This is a genomic window from Pseudomonas sp. NY15372, assembly GCF_048068215.1.
Lineage (GTDB): Bacteria > Pseudomonadota > Gammaproteobacteria > Pseudomonadales > Pseudomonadaceae > Aquipseudomonas > Aquipseudomonas guariconensis_A.
This window is the reverse complement of record NZ_JBLUPY010000002.1, coordinates 326,946-350,442: the sequence shown is the minus strand read 5'-3', so window position 1 is coordinate 350,442 and position 23,497 is coordinate 326,946. Positions and strand designations below refer to the sequence as shown.

21 protein-coding genes are annotated in these 23,497 nt (G+C 65.8%); 14 read left to right on the top strand and 7 right to left on the bottom strand.

Annotated features, from left to right (window positions below; translation table 11 throughout):
- Positions 1-75: 75 nt before the first annotated feature.
- From purH to ACNFG0_RS03170, 4 genes are all read left to right on the top strand, one after another.
- A complete protein-coding gene (gene purH, locus ACNFG0_RS03185) occupies positions 76-1,683 on the top strand; it encodes a bifunctional phosphoribosylaminoimidazolecarboxamide formyltransferase/IMP cyclohydrolase (protein ID WP_416763993.1) in 1,608 nt (535 codons plus the stop codon).
- 158 nt (positions 1,684-1,841) lie between these two features.
- On the top strand, positions 1,842-3,134 hold the full coding sequence (gene purD, locus ACNFG0_RS03180; protein WP_196146654.1) for a phosphoribosylamine--glycine ligase: 1,293 nt from the start codon (positions 1,842-1,844) through the stop codon (positions 3,132-3,134).
- Between the two features lie 134 nt (positions 3,135-3,268).
- Positions 3,269-6,040: a response regulator gene (locus tag ACNFG0_RS03175; RefSeq protein ID WP_416763992.1), complete on the top strand. Its 2,772-nt coding sequence runs from the start codon at positions 3,269-3,271 to the stop codon at positions 6,038-6,040.
- A gap of 167 nt (positions 6,041-6,207) precedes the next feature.
- On the top strand, positions 6,208-6,804 hold the full coding sequence (locus tag ACNFG0_RS03170; protein ID WP_416764004.1) for a MarC family protein: 597 nt from the start codon (positions 6,208-6,210) through the stop codon (positions 6,802-6,804).
- On the opposite strand, the gene ACNFG0_RS03165 is transcribed toward ACNFG0_RS03170, so the two are convergent.
- The 7 genes from ACNFG0_RS03165 to cobG all read right to left on the bottom strand — a co-directional run bounded on the left by ACNFG0_RS03165 (position 6,797) and on the right by cobG (position 13,363).
- The gene (locus tag ACNFG0_RS03165; protein WP_416763991.1) at positions 6,797-7,456 is read right to left on the bottom strand and encodes a hypothetical protein; all 660 of its coding nucleotides are present in this window, start codon (positions 7,454-7,456) and stop codon (positions 6,797-6,799) included. The two genes, ACNFG0_RS03170 and ACNFG0_RS03165, sit on opposite strands and share 8 nt — an antisense overlap.
- Positions 7,449-8,135 (bottom strand): hypothetical protein, encoded by a 687-nt coding sequence (locus ACNFG0_RS03160; RefSeq protein ID WP_416763990.1) that lies wholly within the window; start codon positions 8,133-8,135, stop codon positions 7,449-7,451. The genes ACNFG0_RS03165 and ACNFG0_RS03160 overlap by 8 nt, the downstream gene beginning before the upstream one ends.
- A gap of 51 nt (positions 8,136-8,186) precedes the next feature.
- Positions 8,187-8,876 (bottom strand): hypothetical protein, encoded by a 690-nt coding sequence (locus ACNFG0_RS03155; RefSeq protein ID WP_196146650.1) that lies wholly within the window; start codon positions 8,874-8,876, stop codon positions 8,187-8,189.
- Between the two features lie 117 nt (positions 8,877-8,993).
- Complete coding sequence (cobJ, locus tag ACNFG0_RS03150; protein ID WP_416763989.1) at positions 8,994-10,700, bottom strand: precorrin-3B C(17)-methyltransferase; 1,707 nt, start codon at positions 10,698-10,700, stop codon at positions 8,994-8,996.
- Positions 10,688-11,419 carry a precorrin-2 C(20)-methyltransferase gene (locus ACNFG0_RS03145; protein WP_196146648.1) on the bottom strand — a complete coding sequence of 244 codons (732 nt, stop codon included), beginning with the start codon at positions 11,417-11,419 and terminating at the stop codon, positions 10,688-10,690. The genes cobJ and ACNFG0_RS03145 overlap by 13 nt, the downstream gene beginning before the upstream one ends.
- Positions 11,419-12,045 carry a precorrin-8X methylmutase gene (locus tag ACNFG0_RS03140; protein WP_196146647.1) on the bottom strand — a complete coding sequence of 209 codons (627 nt, stop codon included), beginning with the start codon at positions 12,043-12,045 and terminating at the stop codon, positions 11,419-11,421. Before ACNFG0_RS03140 ends, ACNFG0_RS03145 begins: the two co-directional genes overlap by 1 nt.
- Positions 12,038-13,363, bottom strand: a complete 1,326-nt coding sequence (gene cobG / locus ACNFG0_RS03135) for a precorrin-3B synthase (RefSeq protein ID WP_416763988.1) — start codon at positions 13,361-13,363, stop codon at positions 12,038-12,040. Before cobG ends, ACNFG0_RS03140 begins: the two co-directional genes overlap by 8 nt.
- A 176-nt stretch (positions 13,364-13,539) precedes the next feature.
- Between cobG and cbiE the strand changes: the two genes are divergently transcribed.
- The 10 genes from cbiE (at position 13,540) to cycA (ending at position 23,474) form a co-directional block, all read left to right on the top strand.
- A complete protein-coding gene (cbiE, locus tag ACNFG0_RS03130; RefSeq protein WP_416764003.1) occupies positions 13,540-14,751 on the top strand; it encodes a precorrin-6y C5,15-methyltransferase (decarboxylating) subunit CbiE in 1,212 nt (403 codons plus the stop codon).
- Positions 14,744-15,838 carry a cobalt-precorrin-5B (C(1))-methyltransferase gene (locus ACNFG0_RS03125; RefSeq protein ID WP_196154822.1) on the top strand — a complete coding sequence of 365 codons (1,095 nt, stop codon included), beginning with the start codon at positions 14,744-14,746 and terminating at the stop codon, positions 15,836-15,838. Before cbiE ends, ACNFG0_RS03125 begins: the two co-directional genes overlap by 8 nt.
- Positions 15,835-16,569 (top strand): cobalt-precorrin-6A reductase, encoded by a 735-nt coding sequence (locus ACNFG0_RS03120; protein WP_416763987.1) that lies wholly within the window; start codon positions 15,835-15,837, stop codon positions 16,567-16,569. The genes ACNFG0_RS03125 and ACNFG0_RS03120 overlap by 4 nt, the downstream gene beginning before the upstream one ends.
- A complete protein-coding gene (locus ACNFG0_RS03115) occupies positions 16,569-16,754 on the top strand; it encodes a hypothetical protein (RefSeq protein WP_416763986.1) in 186 nt (61 codons plus the stop codon). The genes ACNFG0_RS03120 and ACNFG0_RS03115 overlap by 1 nt, the downstream gene beginning before the upstream one ends.
- Positions 16,755-16,873: 119 nt before the next feature.
- Complete coding sequence (locus ACNFG0_RS03110) at positions 16,874-17,263, top strand: DUF2946 domain-containing protein (RefSeq protein ID WP_196146642.1); 390 nt, start codon at positions 16,874-16,876, stop codon at positions 17,261-17,263.
- A 46-nt stretch (positions 17,264-17,309) separates the two neighbouring features.
- A complete protein-coding gene (locus ACNFG0_RS03105) occupies positions 17,310-17,792 on the top strand; it encodes a copper chaperone PCu(A)C (RefSeq protein ID WP_196146641.1) in 483 nt (160 codons plus the stop codon).
- A 19-nt stretch (positions 17,793-17,811) separates the two neighbouring features.
- Complete coding sequence (locus ACNFG0_RS03100) at positions 17,812-18,246, top strand: DUF2946 domain-containing protein (RefSeq protein ID WP_416763985.1); 435 nt, start codon at positions 17,812-17,814, stop codon at positions 18,244-18,246.
- 68 nt (positions 18,247-18,314) lie between these two features.
- Positions 18,315-20,378 (top strand): TonB-dependent copper receptor, encoded by a 2,064-nt coding sequence (locus ACNFG0_RS03095; protein WP_416763984.1) that lies wholly within the window; start codon positions 18,315-18,317, stop codon positions 20,376-20,378.
- Between the two features lie 57 nt (positions 20,379-20,435).
- A complete protein-coding gene (locus ACNFG0_RS03090; RefSeq protein ID WP_196154816.1) occupies positions 20,436-21,800 on the top strand; it encodes a PepSY-associated TM helix domain-containing protein in 1,365 nt (454 codons plus the stop codon).
- 258 nt (positions 21,801-22,058) lie between these two features.
- Positions 22,059-23,474, top strand: a complete 1,416-nt coding sequence (cycA, locus tag ACNFG0_RS03085) for a D-serine/D-alanine/glycine transporter (RefSeq protein WP_196146961.1) — start codon at positions 22,059-22,061, stop codon at positions 23,472-23,474.
- Positions 23,475-23,497 lie beyond the last annotated feature (23 nt).

The following is a 23,497-nucleotide window of genomic DNA, read 5'->3' as shown; positions in this document are numbered from 1 at the left end:
CGAACCCCAACCAGAAAAGGCGGCTCTCCCAAGAGGCGCCTTTTTTGCTGAATCCACCGCGTTATGGAATCCGAAATGACCGACCAGACTACCCGCCTGCCGATCCGCCGCGCCCTGATCAGCGTCTCCGACAAGACCGGGATCCTCGAGTTCGCCCGTGAGCTGCAACAGCTCGGCGTCGAGATCCTGTCCACCGGCGGCACCTACAAGCTGCTCAAGGACAATGGCGTGAACGCGGTGGAAGTGGCCGACTACACCGGCTTCGCTGAAATGATGGATGGCCGGGTCAAGACCCTGCATCCGAAGATCCACGGTGGCATCCTGGGCCGTCGCGGCATCGACGATGCCATCATGAACGAGCACGGTATCAAGCCGATCGACCTGGTCGCGGTCAACCTGTACCCGTTCGAGGCGACCATCGCCAAGCCAGGCTGCGACCTGCCGACCGCCATCGAGAACATCGATATCGGCGGCCCGACCATGGTCCGTTCCGCAGCGAAGAACCACAAGGACGTCGCCATCGTGGTCAACGCCAGCGACTACGCCAGCGTCCTGGAAAACCTCAAGGCCGGCGGCCTGACCTACGCCCAGCGCTTTGACCTGATGCTCAAGGCCTTCGAGCATACCGCCGCCTACGACGGCATGATCGCCAACTACATGGGCACCATCGACCAAGCCGAGGAGACCCTGTCCACCGAAGGCCGCAGCGAGTTCCCGCGCACCTTCAACAGCCAGTTCGTCAAGGCCCAGGAAATGCGCTACGGCGAGAACCCGCACCAGAGCGCAGCGTTCTACGTCGAGGCCAAGAAGGGCGAGGCCAGCGTTTCCACCGCGCTTCAGTTGCAGGGCAAGGAACTGTCGTTCAACAATGTGGCCGACACCGACGCTGCGCTCGAGTGCGTCAAGAGCTTCGTCAAGCCGGCCTGCGTCATCGTCAAGCACGCCAACCCGTGCGGCGTGGCCGTGGTCCCGGAAGACGAAGGCGGTATCCGCAAGGCCTACGACCTGGCCTATGCCACCGACACCGAGTCGGCCTTCGGCGGCATCATCGCCTTCAACCGTGAGCTGGACGGCGAAACCGCCAAGGCCATCGTCGATCGCCAGTTCGTCGAAGTGATCATCGCGCCCAAGATTTCCCAGGCCGCCCGTGAGGTGGTCGCTGCCAAGCAGAACGTACGCCTGCTCGAATGCGGCCAATGGCCTGCCGAGCGTGTTGCCGGCTGGGACTTCAAACGCGTCAACGGTGGCCTGCTGGTGCAGAGCCGCGACATCGGCATGATCACTGCCGAGGACCTGAAAGTCGTGACCAAGCGCGCCCCGACCGAACAGGAGATCCACGACCTGGTCTTCGCCTGGAAAGTGGCCAAGTTCGTCAAGTCCAATGCCATCGTCTATGCCAAGCAGCGCCAGACCATCGGCGTGGGCGCCGGCCAGATGAGCCGCGTCAACTCCGCCCGCATCGCCGCCATCAAGGCCGAGCATGCTGGCTTGCAGGTACAGGGCGCGGTCATGGCCTCGGACGCGTTCTTCCCGTTCCGTGACGGCATCGACAATGCAGCTAAAGTGGGTATCACCGCAGTGATCCAGCCAGGCGGTTCGATGCGCGATGCCGAAGTCATCGCCGCTGCCGACGAAGCCGGCATTGCCATGGTGTTCACCGGTATGCGCCACTTCCGCCACTGATACACGGCCAGCCTGACCCCGCGATCCCTGTGGGAGCGGGCTTGCCCCGCGATAGCGCCAGCAGGAACACCTTTGTTGCCTGACCCGTCGCAATCGCGGGACAAGCCCGCTCCCACAGTACGCAACGATCGCCGGCCCATAGAATTCGAGGTTTTGACATGAAAGTTTTGATCATCGGCAGCGGCGGCCGTGAGCACGCCCTGGCCTGGAAAGTCGCCCAGGACCCACGGGTCGAGAAAGTCTACGTTGCCCCGGGCAACGCCGGCACCGCCACCGAAGCCAAGTGCGAGAACGTCGCCATCGACGTCACCGCCCTGGAACAACTGGCCGATTTCGCCGAACAGCACGTGCAGATGACCATCGTCGGCCCGGAAGCCCCGCTAGTCGCCGGCGTCGTCGACCTGTTCCGCAGCCGCGGCCTGGACTGCTTCGGCCCAACCAAGGGTGCGGCCCAGCTGGAAGGCTCCAAGGCCTTCACCAAGGACTTCCTGGCACGCCACAAGATCCCGACCGCCGACTACCAGAACTTCACCGAGATCGAGCCGGCCCTGGCCTACCTCAAGGAAAAAGGCGCGCCGATCGTCATCAAGGCCGACGGCCTGGCCGCGGGCAAGGGCGTGATCGTCGCCATGACCCTCGAGGAAGCCGAAGCCGCCGTGCGTGACATGCTCGCTGGCAACGCCTTCGGCGATGCCGGTTCGCGCGTGGTCATCGAGGAGTTCCTCGATGGCGAGGAAGCCAGCTTCATCGTCATGGTCGACGGCCACAATGTGCTGCCGATGGCGACCAGCCAGGACCACAAGCGCGTCGGCGACAAGGACACCGGGCCGAACACCGGTGGCATGGGCGCCTACTCCCCGGCGCCGGTCGTGACCCCGGACGTGCACCAGCGCGTGATGGATCAGGTCATCTGGCCGACCGTGCGTGGCATGGCCGAGGAAGGCAACGTCTACACCGGCTTCCTGTACGCGGGCCTGATGATCGACAAGGCGGGCAACCCCAAGGTCATCGAGTTCAACTGCCGCTTCGGCGACCCGGAAACCCAGCCAGTCATGCTGCGCTTGGAATCGAGCCTGGTGCTGCTGGTCGAAGCGGCCTTCGCCAAGGCCCTGGACAAGGTCGAGGCGCAGTGGAACCCGCAACCGAGCCTGGGCGTGGTCCTGGCTGCCGGTGGCTACCCAGGCGACTACGCCAAGGGTGATGCCATCAACGGCCTGGACGCCGCCGCCAAGCTCGACGGCAAGGTCTTCCATGCCGGCACCGCTCTGAAGGACGGCCAGGTCGTCACCGCAGGCGGCCGCGTGCTCTGCGCTACCGCCATGGGCGCCACGGTCGAGGCCGCCCAGCAGCAGGCCTATCGCCTGGCCGAGCAGATCGACTGGAACGGCAGCTTCTATCGCACTGATATCGGCTACCGGGCCATCGCCCGCGAGCGTGGCGAGCATCAGTAACCTGCACCGAATCGCCGTGTCGCCCTGGCGCACGGCCTTCGGCCAACCGACAAGGCCCCGTTGGGGGCCTTGCCTTCGTCTTGGCGCCCCGCGCATAGTTGTAATCCGGCATTTCAGCTAGGAAGGACCTCGTCGTGCGTCGGCTTCGGATTGCCATTGCCCTGATCGTCAGCCTGCTGACGCTGCTTTGCCTGCCTCCGGCCACAGCCGAGCAAGGTGCAGGCTGGTCGGTCCTGCTCGATGAACAGGCCAACCTGCAATTGAGCGACGTGCGCTCGGACCGCTACCGCAACCAGTTCAGCCCCATCCGCCTGCTCGAGCTGGACGCAGCGCCGGCCGACCAGGCCCTCTGGCTGCACTACCGGCTCGAACCCGGCGAGCAAGAACAACTGCTGCGTATCTTCGCCCCGGACCTTTCGCGCCTGGACTTCTATGCCCTGGATGGCGAGAAGCTCGTGCGCCAGCTGCACCATGGTCGCCAGGCCGGCAATACCAGCCCGACCCTGCGCAGCAGCGACCACCTGTTGCCGCTGCCCAACAGCCCCAACGCCCTCGAAATCTATGTACGGCTGGTCTCCGAACACCAGCTGCGCCCGGCTATCAGCCTTGAACCTGCATCGTCGGTCGCCGCCGACCAGACCCGCCCCCTGCTGTTCGGCCTGCTGTTCGGTGGCCTGGCGATGCTGATCCTGCATAACCTGATCCGCTTTCTCTACACCCGCTCCAGCACCACGCTGATCCTGGCCCTCTATCATGGCCTGATGCTGCTCAGCGCCCTGATCCTGCTCAACCTCAGCGGCCCATGGTGGCACCTGTGGCACAGCGCGCAGACGCCGGCGGCCTACCTGACCCTGGTCCTGGCGGGCCTGGCCGGGCTGTACTTCACCCAACACTTCTTCAGCCCGTGCAGCTCCCCCCGATGCAACCGCCTGTTGCATGGGGAAATGCTGATCGTCGCGGTCAGTGGCCTGGTGCTGCTGTTCGTCGATACCTTGCCGTTGAACCTGATGACCTACGCGCTGATGGCCCTGGGCAGCGTCACCATGCTGCTGGTCAGTGCCTACCATTGGTACAAGGGCTACGGGCCAGCGCGCTTGTTCGCCGTGGCCATGCTGGTGTTCAACCTGGGCGGGCTGGTGCTGCTGCCTGCCCTGCTGGGCCTTACCCGCACCACGACCCCCTGGCTGCTGTGCATTCTCATGGGGCTGACCGTGGTCAGCGGGCTGCTGCTGAACCTGGCGGTCAGCGAGCGCCTGCGCAGGATCAGCGAGGAACGCTTCCGCGCCAGCCGCGCCCTGGCCGCCAGCGATGCCGAGATCAACGCCAAGGCCGAGTTCCTGGCCAAGATCAGCCACGAAATCCGCACCCCCATGAACGGTGTGCTGGGCATGACCGAGCTGCTGCTGGGCACGCCGTTGTCGGTCAAGCAACGTGATTATGTGCAGACCATCCACAGCGCCGGCAACGAACTGCTGACCCTGATCAACGAGATCCTCGACATTTCCAAGCTCGAGTCCCGGCAGATCGAGCTGGACGATGTGCAGTTCGACCTCAACGCGCTGATCGAGGATTGCCTGAACATCTTCCGGGCCAAGGCCGAGCAGCAGAACATCGAACTGATCAGCTTCACCCAGCCGCAGGTGCCACGCGTGATCAGCGGCGACCCGACGCGCCTGCGCCAAGCCCTGTCGAGCCTGCTGGACAATGCCCTGAAGAACACCGAGCAGGGCGAGATCCTACTGGTGGTGGCCCTCGACCAGCGTGGCAACGTCCCGCGCCTGCGCATTGCCGTACAAGACAGCGGCGAATCGATGCCGCCCGCTGAGCGAGAAGCCTTGTTGCAGGCCGAGCTGCACAGCCACCAGTTCCTCTCCAGCAACAAGCTCGGTGGGCACCTCGGGCTGGTCATCGCCAAGCAATTGATCGGGCTGATGCAAGGCGAGTTCGGGATCAAGAGCAGCAGCAACACCGGCAACACGCTGTGGCTCACCCTGCCCCTGGACCCCTCGCGCCTGGAGCAACCGCCCACCGACCTGGACGGCCCGTTGCGCGACGCCCGCGTGCTGGTGGTGGACGACAACGACACCTGCCGCAAGGTGCTGGTGCAGCAGTGCAGCGCCTGGGGCATGAATGTCAGTGCCGTGCCGTCGGGCAAAGAGGCCCTGGCCCTGCTGCGCACCAAGGCGCACCTGCGCGATTATTTCGACGCCGTGCTGCTGGACCAGAACATGCCCGGCATGACGGGCATGCAACTGGCCGCGAAGATCAAGGAAGACCCCAGCCTGAACCACGACATCCTCGTAGTGATGCTCACCGGCATCAGCAACGCGCCGAGCAAGATCATCGCCCGCAATGCCGGGGTCAAGCGCATCCTGGCCAAGCCGGTTGCCGGCTACACCCTGAAGACTACCCTGGCCGAGGAACTCGCCCAGCGCGGCCGCGAACAGGCGCCCGCGCCTGGCCTTGCCGGCCCGCCGACGCCGCTGGACCTGCCCAACGACTTTCGTGTGCTGGTGGCCGAGGACAACAGCATCTCGACCAAGGTCATCCGCGGCATGCTCGGCAAGCTCAACCTGGAACCGGACACCGCCAGCAATGGCGAGGAGGCGCTGCGCGCCATGAAGGCGCAGCGCTACGACCTGGTGCTGATGGACTGCGAGATGCCCGTGCTCGATGGCTTCTCCGCTACCGAGCAATTGCGTGCCTGGGAAACGGCCAACCAGCGCCAACGCACCCCGGTGGTGGCGCTGACCGCGCACATCTTGAGCGAACACAAGGAACGCGCGCGCCAGGCGGGCATGGACGGGCACATGGCCAAACCGGTGGAGCTGTCGCAATTGCGCGAAACGGTCCAATACTGGGCCCGCCAGCGAGCGGCGGCCTCGGACCCTCTGCAGACTCCATGAGGGGGCGCTTTGCGCCCCAATCGCGGGTCAAGCCCGCTCCCACAGAACAACGCATAACTATTTGAGTTTGCGGGCCTTGTGGGAGCGGGCTTGTCCCGCGATGGGGCACCGCCGACATGACTGCTGATACACTTGCCCACACCTCTTCCCTGCCATGGGTCCGCGCCATGCTTCATGAGTTGTTCAGCGTCTACCTGAAAATGCTCGTGCTCTACAGCCCGTTCTTCGTGCTGTCCTGCTTCATCAGCCTGACACGCGGCTACTCCAGCAAGGAACGCAAGCAACTGGCCTGGCGCGTGGCCATCGCCGTACTGGTGGCCAGTGTCCTGCTCTACCTGTTCGGGCGGGTGATCTTCGGTGTGTTCGGCATCACCGCCGACGCCTTCCGTATCGGCGCAGGCAGCGTGCTGTTCATCTCTGCCCTGGGCATGGCCCAGGGCAAGTCGGCAGTACAGACCGACAACGTGCAACAGGACGTGACCATCGTACCGCTGACCATTCCCCTCACGGTCGGCCCCGGCACCATCGGTGCGCTGCTGGTGATGGGCGTAAGCCAGCCCCATTGGGACGACAAGCTGCTGGCCATCGTCAGCATCGCCATGGCCAGCTTCACCGTGGGCCTGGTGCTCTACCTCTCCTACCACATCGAACGCATCCTCGGCGACCAGGGCCTGCAGATCGTCAGCCGCCTGATGGGCTTGTTCGTCTGCGCCCTGGCGGCGCAGATCATCTTCACCGGGATCAAAGGTTACCTGGTCACCTGAGCTTGAGGTCGAGGATCGATTGACGACTTTGCGCCGTCACCCGGGATTGCACCTTCGCCTTGAACTCATCACGGAAGATCCGCAGGTTGAAGCGGATCAACTCGGCACTTTGGACGCGCACCTGGGTCTTGTCGTTGAAGTTGTAGAACAGAAGACTCTGCAGCTTGGCATCAAGCGGCACATTCAACTCCATGTGATAAAGCACCATGTCGAAGTAATCGCCCGAATGCCGTACGCAGGGCAACAGTTGGAAACTCAACCCGCGCCCGACCCGCGCGTTTAGCTCGAATACCTGCATCGCCTTCGAATCGTTTTCCAGCGCGGTCAACGCCTGGCCGGTCAGTTCGGCGTGCACGCCTGAGCCTGCCTGCTCGATCTGCCTCACAGCATGGTCCACCAGCCGCCCACGGTCCGGGCCCCGACGTCGCACATTGGGTGGCGGCGTGGCATCCCAACCCAGGTAACTCAGCTTGCGTCGGTAATTGTCGAACCAGTTGGTGTTCAAGCCCGAGGTGAACTCGTCGCGCGTGGCGCGCTGCGCGAACAGGTTCACCAGCAGGATATCCTCCCGATCCGCAGGACTCACGCTCGGCATGAACGCTGCCAGGCTGCCGGAGACGATGCTGGCACTGATACGGTTTGCTTCACTCATGGTGTTGTCCTCCTGACGCAGGCAAGGCGACCTGACATACGTACTTGGCTCGCTCCTGCGCATATTTCTCCCGAAGCCCATCACGGATATCCGCCAACGCACGTTCGGAAACCAGGTAACGGGTGGCATGCAGGGTCAACTGCTCCAGCGCCAATACATCGAACCGCTGCCAGGGCCAACGTCGTTCGATGCCCTCACGGCTTTTGAAGCGCATTTCCCCACTTACGATCGACGCGTCAGGCAACACCACTCGCAGCTCGGTCACCAAGGTGGCGCAAAGGTCCCGCTCGGGGGGGAGGACGCATTCGGTCCATAAGACCTGCAAGGCTGGGTGCGCCTCAGGTAGGTCGACAGCTTGCAGGCAACGGGCGACTCCCGCTCGGTGTGCATGTCCAAGCCTGTTCAATACATTGCAGCACAAGGCCTTGAAAGGTTCGATCGAGACAGCGGGCTTGTCGGGCGCCGCCAGTTCGGTGAAGGGGCAACCCAGATCCAGCTGGGTGTTTCGGTATTCCGACCGCCACCGTGTGTAGTCATCGAACATGGCATATTCCGCGCTCGCCTGAAGGTAGGCGGCCAATTGCAGGTCGAGCAAGGTATCGACCTGTCGCGAGCTCAACGCACTGGACATCAGTACCAGGCTGTTGCCGTTGAGCCACAAGGTGTAATCATGGGGCATGATTCATCCCTCCAAAGGCGCATCGGGAACGATCTCCCGATGCGCATGGGCTCAACGCTTGAGTTTCAGGCTCAGCAAGGTGGAGCGAGCATTCTTGCTCACGCGGTCGATCAAGACATCGCGGTTCTGCTCGTAGAGGCCACGATGGAAGGTCAAGGCAGCGACACCGGTATAGGTGGTGCTGCCCCTGCTGTTCCAGTTGAACAACAGGTAGTTGCTGTTCACGTCCGGCTCGGCATCGGTATGGACAGCGGTCAGCAGCATGACCACCTCACCGTTGGCCGATTGGTTGCACTGTGCCAGGCTCAGGCCGCTGCGATCCTTCTCGAGGGCGTCGCGCTGGAGCAGCTCGATGGCTTCGGGGCTATTGGCAAGCGCGTCGATGGCCGCCGTGCCGACTTCCTTGGCCGCACCGACGATGCCACCGGACAGAAAGCCGATCGCTACCTGCAACCCTTTACCCAGCAAATTGCTGACCTGCAACTGCACATTGCTGCTGACGGTGCGGTTCATTTCATAGCGAACCGGCACCCAGCCCGTTTGCTGCATGACATCGATGTAGAAGCCGAACCACTGGTCCGCCTGGTTCGTCGGATGAAACTGCGCGGTGGCCGCCTGGGTGGCGAAGACATGACATTCCTTGGCAGCGTCACAGTTCGCCTTGCTCATGTGGTCAGGGAAGACGAACAGGTTCTTGTCTGCCAGCACTTCGACGCGCTGATCCTCGATTTTTTCGCTCATGGCCATGTTTCCTCGGGTAGTTGAAGCTGGAGCCGGGTGACTCCAGCCCTCAACCTACCGAGCGCGACAGGCCATGCCTGCCACGAAAGGCTTCCCAGCCCGGTACGCTTTCAACCGTCAGGGCCGGGTGCCATACCAACGTGGCGTGTATACCCATTCGCCACCGCCAGAGCGCTCGAACCGGCAGGTCGTCGAGGATCCCACCAACACCATGGTGCGCATGTCGACCATTTCCGGCACCAGCTCGGCCAAGGTGACGACCCTGAGTGTCTGCCCTGGCCTACCGATATCTCGGCCAAGGACTACAGGCGTTTGCCCATCGCGATGCTGACGCACGATGTCCAGCGCACGCCCTAACTGCCAGGGCCTGGCCCGGGAGATCGGGTTGTAGAACGCCAGCACCAGGTCGGCTTGCGCGGCCAGGTCCAGACGCCGCTCGATGATCGACCAGGGCTTGAGGTTGTCCGACAGGGACATGACGCAGAAGTCATGGCCCAATGGTGCCCCTGCTTGCGCGGCGGTGGCCAGGGAGGCCGAGACGCCTGGCAGGATCTCCAGGTCCACTTGGTGCCAAGCAGGATCACTGGACTCGTGCAAGGCTTCGAGCACCGCCGCCGCCATGGCGAACACGCCTGGGTCACCGGACGACACGACCACCACCGAACGCCCCAGGGCAGCCAGCTCGAAGGCGTGGCGAGCGCGCTGCATCTCCTCGCGGTTGTCGGTGCAATGCAGCACCTGGTCCTCACGGAACGGGCCGGCCATGCGCACGTAGGTCTCGTAGCCGAGCACGTCCTGGGCCCGGGCCAGCTCGGCCTTGACCGCCGGGACCATCAGCTCGGCCGCGCCGGGGCCAAGGCCGATCACGGCCAGGCGCCCTCGACGCCTGCCCACCTGCTGGGCATCCACTGGCGCCGCGGCCACCGCGAGGACGACTCCGTCCTGCTCGATCAACCGGGCCCCGGGGACGGCTGCGGCGGCCATCTCGGCGAGGCCCGAGCCCATGGCGGCGAAACGCAGTTCGATCCCCAGCGTTTGCGCGGCTTCCTGCAAGGCCTGATCGGCCATGGCCTGCTCGTCGGCCAGCAGGCAGGCCAGCGATTGCTCGGCGATACCGGCCTTCTGAAGCCCCCAACGTACCCGTTCGACGACACCCGCGCCTGCGCCCTCGACCGCCACGACCACGCAGCGGGCATGGATGAGCAGCTCGTCACGGCTGGCCGGTCGCGCCTCGCACCCCACGTGGATGGAGCGCTGGGCGGCTTGATCTTCTGGCAGTTGCGCCTGTGCGAGCCACGGCGCATCCCCGTGCACCCGCACCGACTCGCCGGCCAGCAGGTCGGAGACGAAGCGCTTGCCCTGCTCCAGGTCCGCGAGCAGGTAGCCCGGCGGCGGGTTGAGCAGGCAGGTGCCGAAACGCAGCTCGCCACTGGTGGTGATGGCCGGTGCCACGTCCAGCGCCTGGCCAATCTCCCGGGCCATAACGTTGACCCCACCCAGGCCGCCCAGCAGTGGCACCACGGCGCTGCCGTCCTCGGCCACGGCCAGTACCGGTGGTTCGACGCCCTTTTCCGCAAGCACACCGGCCAGGCTGCGAATCACGATGCCGGCAGCGCACAAGGCGATGATCGGTGAGCCCTGCCGGTAGAGCTGACGCAGGGTCTCGCCGAAGTTGTCGTAGCATGAATCCACTGCCTCGACCCGCCCCTGCAGGCCATGGATGATCGCGTGTGGATAACGCCGTTGGATCCGCTGCGCGGTAACCAGGCTGCCCGGGCCAAGGATGACGATCGCCGGGGCCTTCTCCATGTTCAGCCCTGCCATTTTTCACCTGGCACGACAATCAGCGAGAAGTACGGCGAGGACTGCGGGTCCACCTCGTCCAGAGGGACGATCTTCTGGTTGGCCATGGTCGCGCGCTCCACGTATAGCGCGCGCCCCTCCAGGCCCAGTTCGCCCAGCACCTGGCGCACCTTGGGGAAGTTGCGCCCAAGCTTCATGATCACCGCGGCATCGGCATCGGCCAGGCGCCGCTTGAGTTCTTCGTGGGGCAACACCCCAGAGAGCACCGACAGGCTCTGGTTGCGATACACCAGCGGTGCGCCCAGCACCGAGGCGCCTCCGAGCATCGAGCACACGCCAGGGACCACGTCGGCCTCATAGCGCTGGGCCAGACGATCGTGCAGGTACATGTAGGAGCCGTAGAAGAACGGGTCGCCTTCGCAGATCACCGCCACGTCACGCCCCGCGTCCAGGTGCGCGGCCACCTGCTGGGCGGCCTCGTCGTAGAAGTCGCTGATCACCTGTTCATAGGACAGCGGTGCCGGCAGGACCTCGGTGGTCACCGGGTACACCAGCGGCAACAGGGTCTGCGCCGCCTGCAGGTGCGCCTCGATGATGCCGAAGGCATTGCCCCGCTTGCCCTTGGCCACGAAGTAGGCCACCACGGGGGCTTCGCGCAGCAGGCGCAGGGCCTTGACGGTGATCAGTTCCGGGTCGCCAGGGCCTACGCCCAGGCCGAACAGACGTCCACGCGGCTGCATCACTCCACCTCCGTGGCCAGGGCGTTGACCGCGGCGGCGGCCATCGCGCTACCGCCCAGGCGACCTTGCATGATCACGAACGGCACGCCACGGCTGTCGGCAGCGAGCATCGCCTTGGATTCCGCAGCGCCGACGAAGCCCACCGGGAAACCGAGGATCAGCGCGGGCTTGGGCGCGCCGGCGTCGAGCATCTCCAGCAGGTAGAACAATGCCGTCGGGGCATTGCCGATCACCACCACGCTGCCTTCCAGGTGCGGGCGCCACAGCTCCAGGGCCACGGCCGAACGGGTGTTGCCCTGCGCTTGGGCCAGGCCAGGCACGCTAGGGTCGCGCAGGGTGCAGATCACCTCGTTGTTCGCCGGCAGGCGGGCGCGGGTGACGCCCTCGGCAACCATGTGTGCGTCACAGAGGATCGGCGCGCCCTTGGCCAGGGCCTCGCGACCAGCGCGGCCGGCACCTTCGGAAAACTGCAGGCCGTCGATGGCATCGACCATGCCGCAGGCATGGATCACCCGCACGGCGAGCTTTTCCAGGTCGGCGGGTATCCGCTCGAGCCGGGCTTCCTCGCGGATGATCCGGAAGGAATTGCGATAGATCTCCTGACCATCGCGGATGTAGTCAATCATCAAGGTGCTCCGTCGGCAGGTCGAGCATGGCGCCTGCTTCTTCTGGGGTGATGTCGGTTGCGCGAAGCCTGCCGAAGCCCGGCTGGCACCTGTCGCGCAGATAAAGGTCGTATCGGCCCGGTGAGCGGGCCAGCAAAGTGGCCGGGGCAACGTGGGCCGCAGCGCAGGAACGCAGGCACCCGGACACGTGCACGCTGCCGGGGCGCCCGGCGCGCAACAAGGGGGCGAGCGTTTGGGCATCGGCCTTGGTGTCGGCCAGCGCCTTGGCGCACCCGCTGGAACCCGTGCAAGCGGTGAGCCGGGCAAGGGGGTGATCGGCGTGGCAGAGCAGGCCCAAGGCGTGCAGTTCCGCCTGGGCCTGGTCGAGCCGCGTCAGGTCGAGGTTCGGTATCACTAAGCTTTGCCAAGGGCTCAGGCGCAGGCTGCCATCACCTGCTGTACGGGCCACGCCTGCGATGCCGCGCAACTGGTTCGCTGTCAGGCGCCCCAGCGGCGGGGCGACCCCCAGGGCCATGCCCTGTCGCTGGGCCAACGGGCCGAGCCAGGAGGCACGGGCCGGCGCGCGGCGCCATCCAAGTACCGCCGCATCGCGGCGGATCTCCAGGCCCAGGCCGTCGATGAACGCGTCGACCGAACAGTCGGCGAGCAACTGACGCATGCGTGACTGCTGCGGCCCGGCCAGGTCGAGGAAACGCACCAGCACCGCCTGCACCAGCGCCAGCCCCTGCTCGACCGGCACGGCGCCCAACGCCTGGCCAGGGCACCCCGCCAGGCCGAACGCAAACCAGGTGCGCTGGTCGAGCGTCATCGCCGCCAGCCACAGGTCATGGGGATGCTCGAGCATCGCCAGGTCTTCGCCACCGTCGAGCTGGATGGCGAACTTGGCCGACAGCTCATGCAGGCGGGGCGTGGCTTCCAGCATCCGCAGAATCTCCCCGGCCAATGGGCGGGTATCGAGCAGCATGGCGGGATCGAGGCCCGCCAGTGGGCTGAGCATCAAGTTGCGCACATCATCAAAGGCGGCGTCACGCGGCCCGAGGCCGGCGTCGAGCAAGCACTGCACCAGGCCCTGGCGGTCGTTGCCAATACCGCGGATTTGCAGGTTGGCACGGTTGGTCGCCTCGATCACCCCCGTGGCGAAACGTTCGGCGGCGTCGGCCACGGCCTCGGCCTGCCCGGCCTGCAGCAAGCCGCCGGGCAACTTGATGCGACAGATCCCGCCGTCGCGCGCGTCGACGATACGCCACAACCCCGGGCAAGCCGAGGGGCGGGGCGAAACGAGGGCGGCTGGGGGCTGCGTCAAGGGGGCGTCCGGCATCTTGAAAATGCGCTTGAGTGTAGAAGGCGCGGTATTATGCCTGCTTTGTCCGACGGCATGAAAAACCGGCGGTCGAACATGCACAGAATTTCCGGGCGGCGTACCCAGCTCCTGTAGGCGCGGGCTTACCCCGCGATGGGCTGCAACGCGGCCCCAACATGGCGGATCAACAACAGATGGCACCCTGGCTGACAATAGTGGGCATCGGCGAAGACGGCTTCAGCGGCCTGGGCAAGCAAGCACGGCGGGCGCTGCTGGCCGCCCCGCGAATCTTTGGCAGCCCGCGCCAGCTGGCGCTCCTGCCTCGCTGCGTGGCCGGCGAACGCCTGAACTGGCCGAGCCCGTTTTCCCTCGCTCCGGTCCTGGCACTGCGTGGCGAGCCGGTGTGCGTGCTGGCCAGCGGCGACCCGATGTTCTACGGCGTGGGCGCCAGCCTCGCGCGCCAACTGCCCGCCGAAGAACTGCAGGTGCTGCCAATGCCGTCCTCCTGCGCCCTGGCCGCCGCCCGCCTGGGCTGGGCGTTGCAGGACGTGCAGGTGATATCGATCGTCGCCCGGCCCCTGGCCGCCCTCAACGCCCACCTCTACAGCGGCCTGCGCCTGCTGGTGCTGAGCAACGACGGCGACAGCCCGGCGGCCATTGCCCGCCAGCTCTGCGAGCGCGGTTTCGGCCCCAGCCGGCTGCATGTCCTCGAACACCTGGGCGGCCCCCAGGCACGCCAGGTGTCCGGCAGCGCAGAGGACTGGCCCCACGGTCGGGCCGCAGACTTGAACCTGGTGGCCATCGAATGCCAGGCCTCGGCCACCACCGTGCAGCTGTCGCCTATCGTCGGCTTGCCCGATAACGCCTTTCGCCATGACGGTCAGCTGACCAAGCGCGACGTGCGCGCCATCACCCTCGCGCGCCTGGCCCCTCGCCCAGGTGAGCTGCTATGGGACGTGGGCGCCGGATGCGGCTCGATCGGCATCGAGTGGATGCGCGCCCACCCCAGTTGCCGGGCCCTGGCCATCGAAGCCGACGAGGGGCGCCAAGCCTACATCGAACATAACCGCGACACCCTTGGCGTACCCGGCCTGCAACTGGTCCGCGGCAAGGCTCCCGAGGCGCTCGCCGGGCTGGAGCGCCCCGATGCGGTCTTCATCGGTGGCGGCGTCACCCGCGACGGCGTATTGGCAACATGCTGGGAACAATTGCGCCCCGGCGGGCGCCTGGTGGCCAATGCCGTGACCCTGCAGAGCGAACTGGCCCTGGCCACGTTCCGCGACACCCATGGCGGCGAGCTGACCCGTATCCATGTGGCCCATGCCCAGCCCCTGGGCAGCTTCGACACCTGGCGCCAGGCCTTGCCGATCACCCTGCTCGATGTGGTGAAGCCTCTCGATGCGTGAAGAAACCCGCGAGAAAGCCGCCCCCCTGCGCAGCGGCCTGACCACCGGCAGTTGCGCCACCGCCACCAGCCTGGCGGCGGCGCGCCTGCTGCTCACCGGCGAGCCCGCCGACGCCGTGGGCATTACCCTGCCCAAGGGCAAGCAGGTGCAGATGCGCCTGGAATTCTGCCGCCTCACGGCCGAGGGCGCCGAGGCTGGCACCTTGAAGGATGCGGGCGATGACCCCGACGTGACCCACGGCGCCCTGCTCTACAGCCAGGTACGCCTGCTCGATGCGCCGGGCGTGCGCTTCGTCGCAGGCGCGGGTGTGGGCACGGTCACCCGCCCAGGCCTGGTGCTGGCGGTGGGCGAGCCGGCCATCAACCCGGTGCCACGGCAGATGATCCGCGAACACCTGCAGCGTCTGGCGGACGAATGCGGCCATGAAGGTGGTTTCGAAGTGACCGTCAACGTGCGTGACGGTGAACAGCTCGCCCTCAAGACCATGAACCCGCGCCTGGGCATCCTCGGCGGGCTGTCGATCCTCGGCACCAGCGGCATCGTCCGGCCGTTCTCCTGCTCGGCCTACATCGCCTCGATCCAGCAGGGCATCGACGTTGCCCACACCAATGGCTACACGCACATCGCCGCCTGCACCGGCAACGCCAGCGAAGACACCATGCGCCGGGTCTACGGCCTGCCGGAAATCGCCCTGATCGAAATGGGCGACTTCGTCGGCGCCGTGCTCAAGCACCTGCGCAAGGTCCCGGTGCCACGCCTGACCCTGTGCGGGGGCTTCGGCAAGATCAGCAAGCTCGCCGCCGGGCACATGGACCTGCACAGCCGCAGTTCGAGCATCGACCTGCCGCAACTGGCCGGTTGGGCTGCCAACCTGGGTGCCGATGCTGCGCTGCAAGCATCGATCATCGGCGCCAACACCAGCCAGCAAGCGTTGGCCCTGGCCCATGCGGCGGGCATTCCTCTGGGCGATGCGGTGTGCGCCCATGCCCTGGCGTTCGCCCGCAGCGTGGTGCCGGCACAGGTGCAGGTCGAGGTGTTCGCCATCGATCGCCAAGGCGGCATCGTCGGCAAGGCGGGCGTGCCATGAGCACACGCATCCTGCTGCTCGGCGGCATCACCGAAGCCCTGGCCATCGCCCGCCAACTAGGCCCTGAACATGTCTATAGCCTGGCCGGCATCGGCCGCGTGCCTCAGGACCTCGCCTGCCAGGTGCGCGTAGGTGGCTACGGCGGCGCCGAAGGCCTGGTCGCCTTCCTGCGTGAAGAACGCATCGGCCTGCTGATCGACGCCACGCACCCCTATGCGGCGCAGATCAGCGCCAACGCAGCCCAGGCCGCCGCCACTGCCGGCATCCCTTGCTGGGTCCTGCGCCGCCCGGCCTGGCAGCCCCAGCCGGGCGACGACTGGCGCGAGGTGGACGGCTGGGCCGAGCTGATCGACGCCCTCGCCCCGTTCGAACGCCCCTTGTTCACCCTCGGTCGCGAACCCTTGCAGCACCTGCATGAAATCCCCGCTCACCAGTTCTGGACCCTGCGTGCCCTCGAGGCCTGCCCCGGCAACGAGCGCTGCGAAGTGATCGGCGCACGCGGGCCGTTCCATCTCGCGGACGAGCGCGCCTTGTTCGCCAGGCGGCGAATCGATGTGCTGGTGAGCAAGAACAGCGGCAGCACCGCCACCGAGCCCAAGCTCGAGGTGGCTCGGGAGCTGGGGGTGCCGGTGCTGGTGCTCAAGCGGCCGGTATTGCCCAAAGTCGACCGGGAATATGAGGAGGTACGTTTGCTGCTCGAAGCAATCCACAAGCAAAAACGCCTCATGTGATGGCGAAGGTAGAACACGTAGAAATCGCCGAATCCGATCATGCCCGCACCACTGCACCTGCTGATGAAAGTTGGAGCAGTTGGTTCGATGGAGACGAGGTCGGCCCTGACTTCGGCGTTAGCCGCAATCAACCTGTCGACCCGGACGATGATCCGCTCTGCGAACTCCAACCTTTTCGCGAATAGTTTTGAGTAAATCCCTACATCGGCTTGCCTACCCATGGTGCGACACTTCATCGCACCCGGGCATTTTTACCTATACTCGCCCTTACAATAGCCACCTGATTCCTGACCGGATCTCTCCCATGACCCCACGTCGGCACATTGCGTGGATAGCCTGCCTGGCAGTGCTGTTCAACCTGCTGGCCATGCCGCTGTCCTCGGCCGCGCCCAAAGGGCCGGCCGAGCAGCTGCTGTGGGGTGCCTTCTGTTCGAGCATGGCGAACAAGAGCAAGGTCGATGTCCAGGCCCTGGCCAAGATCGACCTGGGGCCGCAGAGCGACGACAGCGCCAGCATGATGAACTGCTGGTGCTGCTCCGGCGCCGCGCCCCTGCTCGCATTGCCCGGCTACCCGCCGCAGCTGCATAACCCCCCGCTGCGCCTGGCCAGCCCTGCAACGCACCTTGCCGACTACCAGCCCACGCCGCGCCAGCTATGGCCGGCGCTCAACCCGCGCGCGTCCCCCCTGGCCTGAGTTCCCCCCGCTGTCTGCCTGAACCTGTACAGATCGGAGACTCACCATGCTCAAGCAAGCCCTCGTCCTGGCCGCACTGATGCTGCCCGGCGCTTTCGCCAATGCTCATGAATACACCGCGGGCGACCTGCATATCGCCCACCCCTGGTCCTTGGCGCTGCCGCCCAATGCACCGAATGTCGCGGCCTACTTCGTCGTGCACAACAACGGCCAGCAGGACGACCGCCTGCTCTCGGTCGACAGCCCCATCACCGACGACGCCCAGTTGCACGAGCACGCCAGAACTGCCGACGGCCTGATGAAGATGCAGCAGGTGCCCAGCGTGGTGGTCCCGGCGGGCAAGGACCTGACCTTCGCCCCCAGCGCCTACCACGTGATGCTGATGCAGCCCAAGGACCGCAGCCTGCTCAGTGACGGCAAGCGCTTCCCGCTGACCCTGCACTTCGAGAAAGCCGGCGACGTCACCGTCGAGGTGGCCGTGCAGCGACAGCCTCCTGCCGAGCAGCAAGGGCAGGCGCATAACCACTGATCGTCGACGAGCACTCGCCATGAGCCTGCCGCGTAACCGGTTCGCCCGCACCTTGCGCCCTGATCGCAGGCGCGCGGGTGGCGGCTGGCTGAGCCTGTTCGCCATGTGGATGATCTTCATCGGCCCACTGGTTTCCCAGTCGATGCCGACGGAGCACCACGCCGGCATGAACATGGCCATGCCGATGGACATGGCCATGGCGGCCGGGCACGACCATGGCAGCACAGGCCACCGCGGCCAGGCCGACGGCCAGTTGCACGTGGTCTGGGAAAAATGCGGTTATTGCAGCCTGCTGTTCAATTGCCCGGCCCTGCCCCAGCCCCTCAGCCCGCTCAACGCCGCAAGCGCCCTCCCCCCGCTGCTCAGGCCCGCCCCGGTTCGCCAAGGGCATGCCCGCCAGGCCATATTCCCAGGTGCCCGCAGCCGCGCCCCGCCCATTTCGATCATCGCCTGAACACAACTTGCCAACGCACGGAGCCACGTGGCTTCGCACCTGTTCACGACTGATCGACTGGAATCACTATGTCTGGCTGTACCTCTGTTTTTGCCCTTTCCCTGCGCGGCACCGTCGCCGTGCTCTGCGGCTCGCTGCTCGCGCCCGTGGCCCTGGCCGCCGAAGCCGGCCACCTCGAAGGCCATGAGCACGACCCTGCCGAGCTGAGCCCGACGGTGGTCACTGCCATCGCGCCCAGCTCGCCGCTGACCGTGGTCGCCAACCCCAAGGACCCACGCCAGCCCGTGCCGGCCAGCGACGGCGCCGACTACCTCAAGACCATTCCCGGCTTCTCGGCCATCCGCGCAGGCGGCACCAACGGCGACCCGGTGCTGCGCGGCATGTTCGGCTCGCGGCTGAACATCCTCACCAACGGCGGCGTGATGCTGGGCGCCTGCCCCAATCGCATGGACGCACCGACGTCCTACATCTCGCCGGAAACCTACGACCGCCTAACGGTGATCAAGGGCCCGCAAAGCGTGATCTGGGGCCCAGGCGGTTCGGCCGGGACCATTCTCTTCGAGCGTGAGCCGGAACAGTTCGGCGAGCTCGGCAGCCGCGTCAATGCCAGCCTGCTGGCTGGCTCCCATGGGCGCTTCGACAAGGTGCTCGATGCCGCCGCCGGCACCCGCCAGGGCTACGCCCGCTTTGTCGGCAACCAGTCGCGTGCCGATGACTACGACGATGGTAACGGTGACACCGTGCCCTCGCGCTGGGACAAGTGGAACGCAGACGTCACCCTTGGCTGGACGCCGGACCAGGACACCCTGCTGGAACTCACCGCCGGCAAGGGCGATGGCGAAGCCCGCTACGCCGGGCGCGGCATGGACGGCTCGCAGTTCAAGCGCGAGAGCCTGGGCCTGCGTTTCGAGAAGTCCAACCTGGGCGAAGTGCTCGACAAGGTCGAGGCGCAGGTCTACTACAACTATGCCGACCATGTGATGGACAACTACAGCCTGCGCTCGCCAGGCATGATGGCGATGGTCAGCAACGTCGACCGTCGCACGATGGGCGCACGCATCAAGGCCACCTGGCGCTGGGACGACATGCAGTTGGTCAGCGGCATCGACGCGCAGACCAACGAACACCGCAAGCGCGGTGGCATGGCCGTGGATGCGCACAAGGGCCAGTCCTGGACCAAGGACGCCGACTTCCACAACTACGGGCTGTTCAGCGAGCTGACCTGGTACGCCACCGGGGAAGATCGCCTGGTGACCGGGGCTCGCCTCGATCGTGCCTCGGCCCGCGATTTTCGCGCGAAAAGCCTCACCGAAGGGGACACCCGCGCCGACACCCTGCCCAGCGGTTTCATACGCTACGAACATGACCTGGCTGCCGTTGCGGCCACCACCTACATCGGCCTGGGCCATGCACAGCGCTTCCCTGACTATTGGGAGCTGTTCTCGCCCACCCTGCCACCCAATGGGTCAGCGAACGCCTTCGATGGCATCAAGCCTGAAAAGACCACTCAGCTCGACGTTGGCATCCAGTACCACGACGAGCGCATGGAAGCCTGGGCCTCGGGCTACATCGGGCAGGTTCGCGACTACATCCTGTTCGACTACGTACCAGGCAGTGGCGGCATGGGCAGCAAACTCGTATCCCAGGCCCAGAACATCGACGCCCGCATCATGGGCGGCGAACTGGGTGCGGCCTACAAACTGAGCGAACACTGGAAAGCTGACGCCACCGTGGCCTATGCCTGGGGCAAGAACAGCAGCGACGGCAAGGCCCTGCCGCAGATGCCGCCCCTGGAAAGCCGCCTGGGCCTGACCTACAGCCGCGACACCTGGAGCGTCGGGGCCCTGTGGCGCCTGGTGGCCGCGCAGAACCGCATTGCCGAGAACCAGGGCAACGTGGTTGGCAAGGACTACGAGAAGAGCGCAGGCTTCGGCGTGTTCTCGTTCAACGGCGCCTACAAGGTGAACCGCAACCTCAAGCTCAGCGCAGGCGTCGACAACCTGTTCGACAAGGCCTACGCCGAGCACCTGAACCTGGCTGGGAACGCCGGGTTCGGCTACCCGGCCAGCGACCCGCAGCCGGTGATGGAGCCAGGCAGGACCTTCTGGACCAAGGTCGATATCAGCTTCTGACAACAACGACCCAGGCGCGGTCTTCCCCGCGCCTGACCAGTCACTCGGGGGGTTCACATGAGCGAAAAACGCGTCTCCTTCTACAACCTGGCCTGGCGCTGGCATTTCTACGCCGGGCTGTTCGTCGCGCCCTTCATGATCCTGCTGGCGATCACCGGGATCATCTACCTGTTCAAGCCACAGCTCGACCCACTGCTGTATCGCGACTTGATGGTGGTCGAGGCCGGCCATCACCGGCAGGACGCCGACAAGCTCCTGGCCGAGGTACGCCGGGTCTATCCACAGGGGCACGTGGGCCAGTACCTGCCACCGGTCAGTGCCGAGCGCAGCGCGCAATTCGTCGTGCACGACGGCGGACGCGAGCTGAACGTGTTCATCGACCCGTACACCGGCCAGGTGCTCGGCGAGCAGGACGGCAAGAACAACCTGCAGGCGGTGGCCCGCGCCCTGCACGGTGAGCTGATGGTCGGCACCGTGGGCGATCGCCTGGTGGAGCTCGCCGCCGGCTGGGGCATCGTGCTGGTGGTGTCCGGCCTGTACCTGTGGTGGCCACGCGGGCGCAGCAGCGCCGGTGTGTTGTGGCCGCGGTGGTCGGCACGCGGCCGGGTGCTGTGGCGTGACCTGCATGCTGTCACCGGGTTCTGGGGCTCGCTGTTGTTATTGTTGATGCTGCTCAGCGGCATGACCTGGACTGGCCTGTGGGGCAAGCAGTACGCCGACCTGTGGAACCGCTTTCCGGCCGCCATGTGGAACGACGTGCCCAAGTCCGACCAGCAGGCCCGCGAGCTGAACAATGCCCACCGCCAGACCGTACCCTGGGCCGTGGAGAACACGCCAATGCCGGTCTCCGGCGCACATGCCGAGCATGCGGGCCACCACGCCATGGCCAGCGGCCCCGCCGCGCCCCAGGTGAGCCTGCAGCAGGTCGAGGACGTGGCCACGGCACGCAAGGTCGAGCCAGGCTACAGCATTACCCTGCCGACCACCGCCGAGGGCGTGTTCACCATCGCGGTGTTCGCCGACGACCCTCGCAATGACGCCACCCTGCATGTGGACCAGTACACCGGCCAGGTGCTGGCCGATGTGCGCTGGCAGGACTACAGCCCGGTCGCCCGTGCCACAGAGCTTGGGGTGATGCTGCATGAGGGCAAGATGTTCGGGCCGCTCAATCAGCTCATCATCCTGCTGGTGTGCCTGATGATCCTGCTCGGTTCGGTCAGCGGGTTGGTGATGTGGTGGAAACGCCGGCCCGATGGTCGTCTGGGCGTGCCGCCGCTGCGCCATGACCTGCCACGCTGGAAGACCGCCACGGGGGTGATGTTGGTGCTGGGTATCGCGTTCCCGCTGGTGGGGGTGTCGATGCTGGTGATGTGGGTGGTCGATAGCCTGGTGGTGAGGCAGCGGGCATTCGCCCGGGCCTGAGACATTGCTTGGCTGGTCCGGCCGCAAACCCCGGCCCCCCGGGCCCCCCGCGGGCCCCCCCGGGGGGGGGGGCCCCGGGGGGGGCGGCGGGGGGCCGGGGTGGGCGGCCCCCCCCCATGCAACCATTGACGCCCGTCATGTCGAGCATCGCGCCGTACCACCAAGGTCGTGCCGATCTGCCACATCCGTGATTGGGACGCGCGTGTTAGCCTACCTAGCTTTCCCACAAGAAGACCGACCCTCAATGGAATGCAGCCCATGACCCGGACCTCCTCCACACCGGCAGACGATACCCATCTGCAACGCAACCTCACCAACCGCCATATCCAGTTGATCGCCATCGGTGGCGCCATCGGCACCGGCCTGTTCATGGGTTCGGGCAAGACCATCAGCCTGGCGGGCCCGTCGATCATCTTCGTCTACATGATCATCGGCTTCATGCTGTTCTTCGTCATGCGCGCCATGGGCGAACTGTTGCTGTCGAACCTCAACTACAAGTCGTTCATCGACTTCTCCGCCGACCTGCTCGGCCCCTGGGCCGGCTATTTCACTGGCTGGACCTACTGGTTCTGCTGGGTCATCACCGGCATCGCCGACGTGATCGCCATCGCCGCCTACTCGCAGTTCTGGTTCCCCGACCTGCCCCAGTGGATACCCGCGCTCACCTGCGTGGCGGTATTGCTGTCGCTGAACCTGATCACTGTGAAGATGTTCGGCGAGATCGAATTCTGGTTCGCCATGATCAAGATCGTCGCCATCCTGGGCCTGGTCGCGACAGGCCTGTACATGGTGATCACCGGCTTCGAGTCACCTGCCGGGCGCACGGCGCAGCTGGCCAACCTGTGGAACGACGGCGGCATGTTCCCCAACGGCCTGATGGGCTTCTTCGCAGGTTTCCAGATCGCCGTGTTCGCCTTCGTCGGTATCGAGCTGGTAGGCACCACCGCCGCCGAGGCGAAGAACCCCGAACGCACCCTGCCACGGGCAATCAACTCCATCCCGGTGCGCATCATCGTGTTCTACGTGCTCGCGCTGATCGCCATCATGGCCGTCACCCCATGGCGCGACGTGGTACCAGGCAAGAGCCCGTTCGTTGAACTGTTCGTCCTGGCCGGCCTGCCAGCGGCGGCGAGCATCATCAACTTCGTGGTGCTGACTTCGGCGGCGTCCTCGGCCAACAGCGGCGTGTTCTCCACCAGCCGCATGCTCTACGGCCTGTCCCAGGAAGGCGACGCACCCAAGGCCTTCGAGAAGCTGTCGCGGCGGGCCGTGCCGGCCAATGGCCTGTACTTCTCCTGCACCTGCCTGCTGCTCGGGGCCGTGCTGATCTACGTGATCCCCGACCTGGTCGAGGCCTTCACCCTGGTCACCACGGTCTCGGCGCTGCTGTTCATGTTCGTCTGGACGCTGATCCTGCTGTCGTACCTGACCTACCGCAAACACCGCGACGCGCTGCACCAGGCCTCGACCTACAAGATGCCTGGCGGGCGCCTGATGTGCTATGTATGCCTGGTGTTCTTCGCCTTCATCCTGGTGTTGCTGAGCCTGGAGGCCGATACCCGCGCTGCGCTGGTTGTCACGCCGCTGTGGTTCGTGATCCTGGCCGCGACCTACCAGATGGTGCGGAGCAAGCGTCACCCACGCACCGCCGTGCGTGGCAACCAGGACAGCTGAAGCTGCCCCAACCCGCACAGCCC

What these genes read in the sequence shown, in the direction of transcription:
- cobG (WP_416763988.1), bottom strand. Translation starts at nt 13,363, where the DNA reads ATGCCGGACGCCCCCTTGACGCAGCCCCCAGCCGCCCTCGTTTCGCCC.
- ACNFG0_RS03170 (WP_416764004.1), top strand. Translation starts at nt 6,208, where the DNA reads ATGCTTCATGAGTTGTTCAGCGTCTACCTGAAAATGCTCGTGCTCTAC.
- ACNFG0_RS03115 (WP_416763986.1), top strand. Translation starts at nt 16,569, where the DNA reads ATGGCGAAGGTAGAACACGTAGAAATCGCCGAATCCGATCATGCCCGC.
- cycA (WP_196146961.1), top strand. Translation starts at nt 22,059, where the DNA reads ATGACCCGGACCTCCTCCACACCGGCAGACGATACCCATCTGCAACGC.
- ACNFG0_RS03120 (WP_416763987.1), top strand. Translation starts at nt 15,835, where the DNA reads ATGAGCACACGCATCCTGCTGCTCGGCGGCATCACCGAAGCCCTGGCC.
- ACNFG0_RS03095 (WP_416763984.1), top strand. Translation starts at nt 18,315, where the DNA reads ATGTCTGGCTGTACCTCTGTTTTTGCCCTTTCCCTGCGCGGCACCGTC.
- ACNFG0_RS03155 (WP_196146650.1), bottom strand. Translation starts at nt 8,876, where the DNA reads ATGAGCGAAAAAATCGAGGATCAGCGCGTCGAAGTGCTGGCAGACAAG.
- ACNFG0_RS03090 (WP_196154816.1), top strand. Translation starts at nt 20,436, where the DNA reads ATGAGCGAAAAACGCGTCTCCTTCTACAACCTGGCCTGGCGCTGGCAT.
- ACNFG0_RS03105 (WP_196146641.1), top strand. Translation starts at nt 17,310, where the DNA reads ATGCTCAAGCAAGCCCTCGTCCTGGCCGCACTGATGCTGCCCGGCGCT.
- cobJ (WP_416763989.1), bottom strand. Translation starts at nt 10,700, where the DNA reads ATGGCAGGGCTGAACATGGAGAAGGCCCCGGCGATCGTCATCCTTGGC.
- purD (WP_196146654.1), top strand. Translation starts at nt 1,842, where the DNA reads ATGAAAGTTTTGATCATCGGCAGCGGCGGCCGTGAGCACGCCCTGGCC.
- ACNFG0_RS03110 (WP_196146642.1), top strand. Translation starts at nt 16,874, where the DNA reads ATGACCCCACGTCGGCACATTGCGTGGATAGCCTGCCTGGCAGTGCTG.
- ACNFG0_RS03100 (WP_416763985.1), top strand. Translation starts at nt 17,812, where the DNA reads ATGAGCCTGCCGCGTAACCGGTTCGCCCGCACCTTGCGCCCTGATCGC.
- cbiE (WP_416764003.1), top strand. Translation starts at nt 13,540, where the DNA reads ATGGCACCCTGGCTGACAATAGTGGGCATCGGCGAAGACGGCTTCAGC.
- purH (WP_416763993.1), top strand. Translation starts at nt 76, where the DNA reads ATGACCGACCAGACTACCCGCCTGCCGATCCGCCGCGCCCTGATCAGC.
- ACNFG0_RS03145 (WP_196146648.1), bottom strand. Translation starts at nt 11,419, where the DNA reads ATGCAGCCGCGTGGACGTCTGTTCGGCCTGGGCGTAGGCCCTGGCGAC.
- ACNFG0_RS03165 (WP_416763991.1), bottom strand. Translation starts at nt 7,456, where the DNA reads ATGAGTGAAGCAAACCGTATCAGTGCCAGCATCGTCTCCGGCAGCCTG.
- ACNFG0_RS03160 (WP_416763990.1), bottom strand. Translation starts at nt 8,135, where the DNA reads ATGCCCCATGATTACACCTTGTGGCTCAACGGCAACAGCCTGGTACTG.
- ACNFG0_RS03140 (WP_196146647.1), bottom strand. Translation starts at nt 12,045, where the DNA reads ATGATTGACTACATCCGCGATGGTCAGGAGATCTATCGCAATTCCTTC.
- ACNFG0_RS03125 (WP_196154822.1), top strand. Translation starts at nt 14,744, where the DNA reads ATGCGTGAAGAAACCCGCGAGAAAGCCGCCCCCCTGCGCAGCGGCCTG.